General features: G+C 69.3%; 2 protein-coding genes and 1 pseudogene. 1 reads left to right on the forward strand and 2 read right to left on the reverse strand.

The genetic code is table 11. The features are described 5' to 3' along the window. Positions 1–807: 807 nt before the first annotated feature. Together NBW84_RS12775 and NBW84_RS12780 are read right to left on the reverse strand one after the other, a co-directional pair. A pseudogene (locus tag NBW84_RS12775) lies at positions 808–1,077 on the reverse strand (ATP-binding protein); the annotation flags it as partial. A 170-nt stretch (positions 1,078–1,247) separates the two neighbouring features. Beyond that, positions 1,248–1,589 (reverse strand): STAS domain-containing protein, encoded by a 342-nt coding sequence (locus tag NBW84_RS12780; protein ID WP_013875449.1) that lies wholly within the window; start codon positions 1,587–1,589, stop codon positions 1,248–1,250. A 288-nt stretch (positions 1,590–1,877) separates the two neighbouring features. Here NBW84_RS12780 and NBW84_RS12785 point away from each other — a divergent pair. Next, positions 1,878–2,586: DEAD/DEAH box helicase (locus NBW84_RS12785; protein ID WP_250284846.1), on the forward strand; the 709-nt coding region annotated here is incomplete at its 3' end.

The following is a 2,586-nucleotide window of genomic DNA, read 5'->3' on the forward strand; positions in this document are numbered from 1 at the left end:
ACAAGACCTGGTCAAAATTGTGCTTTGGGGGATATTCCGTGGATGTTTGGGGTCCTTGTTCACTCCGACAGCCGGCCTTCGGCCTGCTCCGTCCGTGTCGTCCGGTCCGAACTGGCGGGTAGGCGCTGGTGCGTCGACGTGTCCGGTGTCGCGACGCGTCGGGCTGCGATGTGCTGGTGGCGATGGCCGGCGTACGGCCGCCACCACGGAGCCCGCGGCGCCCGGAGCGGCGTCGGCGTGCCGGCTACCGGCGGGAGACCGCCGGCCGCTGGAGGCGGGGGCGGCGTCGGCGTGCCGGCGGCATGCCGTCTGAGATCAGAGAGCCATGACCGGTGTGGCCGGTTTCTCCTGTGCTGGTTTCATTGCCCAGCGCATCGTGACGATCATGCCGGCTCGGTCGGTCCGCGTGGTAATGGTGAAGTCGTCGACCAGGCCCTCGATCAGGGCGAGACCGATCCCCGGGACCGCCGGGGAGCACACCTCCTCCTCGTCCGGCCGCCAGATGCCGCCCGCGGACGCGACCGGGCTGACAGCCGTGGGCTCGGTGACAGGCGAACGGGTGACCACAGGCCCGGCGACGGCTGACCGGGCGGCCATCGGCTGGGCAGCCAGCGGGCCGGCAGCCACCGGCTCGGTAGCCATCGACTCGGCAGCCACCGGCCCGGTGACAGCGGGCGGGGGCGGGGAAGCGGATGCGGTCACCGTACGACGGCTGCCGGGTGATCCAGGCGTGTCGGTCCGTCCATGGCCGTTCATGGGCGAGGCATCGTGACCCCAGGACGAGGCATCGCATCCCATAGGTGACACAGGCGAGGCAGCGCGTTCCCGCGGCCCGCGGTCGGCCACCGACACCGTGAACGAACCATCGCCGTCACTGACCCGGACGATCACGGGAGCCTGCGGGTCGAACCGGCGGTTGACGCTGACGGCTCGGGCACATGCCTCGCCGACCGCAAGTTTGATCTCGTCAAGGATCTCCTCCGGCACGCCCGAACGCCGGCTGACCGCGGCTGCGATCATCCGGGCCGTTCGGACGTGTCCGGGAAGAGCCGCGAAGCGCAACTCGACGGTGGACATACGTCGATGACCTGTCTCTCGATGGAACTGGCCACCCGGCGGCCCGTGGGCCTGAGCCCGGCGGATTCCCCGGATCGGCTTCCAGGCACGCTGTGCCGCTCCGGCGGGAACCTCGGATACGGCAGGAGCTCTGGACGCGAAAGAATCATGATCGCGCTGCCTCTGGTTCTTCAGTCCTTGGCGGCAAGTGCTTCCTCGACAGACGCGTGGATCGGGAAGACCTTCGTCAGGCCGGTGATCCGGAAGATTTTCAGAATCCGTTCCTGGGTGCAGACGAGCCGCAGCGTCCCCTCGTGAGCCCGGACCCGCTTGAGGCCGCCGACAAGCACCCCGAGACCGGTCGAGTCGAGGAACTCGACCCCTTCCATGTCGACGACGAGATGGTACGAACCGCCCGATACGAGATCGATCAGTTGTTCCCGCAGCTTCGGGGCAGTGTAGACGTCAATCTCGCCGCCTACGACGACGATCGTGAAGTCCCCTTCCGTGCGGGTAGTGAGGGACAGGTCCACAGGTCCTCCTTGCGTCTGCTTCACAGCCGTCCGGCCGGACGGCCGACATCACGGCGGCACTACCCTCCCACGCCCGGATCAATCCGGCTCGCCGCGACACAGCAGGCTACCCATGCGCCACAGGGGTTCGCAGACGCGATCTCCGGTGGCGCCCGGTTCGTGCCCCGCCGGCCCCGCCGGCCCCGCCGGCCGCCGAACCTCGCGGCCGCCTGCCGCAGGTGAGCGAATCCTGCCGGGACCAGGGCATCCGTCCGGCATCCTCGCCTACGCTGGGCCACCGTGGACACAATCTCGGTCCAGACGAGCGCACCGGAGCCGGGTGCGCCGGATCGCGGTGCGGCTGTTCTCGACCGGTTGCGGGCAGACGCCCGTCGCAGCTGTTGCGTCACACATGTGGAGCGTGTCCCGGCCAGAGCCGGCACCAGAGCGCCCTGGCCCGCCTGGGCGGATCCCGTACTCGTCTCCCGGCTGCGCGCCGCCGGTATCGACGCGCCGTGGACACATCAGGCGCGTGCCGCCGAACATGCTCACGCCGGCCGCAGTGTAGTGCTCGCGACAGGTACGGCGTCGGGTAAATCACTGGGATATCTCATGCCGGTGCTCAGCGTCCTGCTCGCCGAGCCGTCCGCTCGCGCATTCTATCTCGCCCCCACCAAGGCGCTGGCCAACGACCAGCTCCGCGCGGTTCGCGCGCTCACCCTGACCGGCGTACGCGCCGCCACATACGACGGTGACACGCCCGGGTACGAACGCGACTGGGTCCGTGCCCATGCCACGTTCGTGCTGACCAGCCCCGACATGCTGCACCAGGGCATCCTGCCTTCCCATCGGCGGTGGGCCGCCTTCCTCCGGGGCCTTCGGTACGTGGTGGTCGACGAGTGCCACGGTTATCGGGGTGTCTTCGGTTCCCATGTCGCGCACGTCCTGCGGAGGCTACGGCGGGTGTGCGCCCGGTACGGTGCGACGCCGGTGTTCATCCTGGCCTCGGCGACGGTGT

The organism is Protofrankia sp. CiP1_Cm_nod2 (assembly GCF_920664355.1).
In the GTDB taxonomy this organism is placed as follows: Bacteria; Actinomycetota; Actinomycetes; order Frankiales; family Frankiaceae; genus Protofrankia.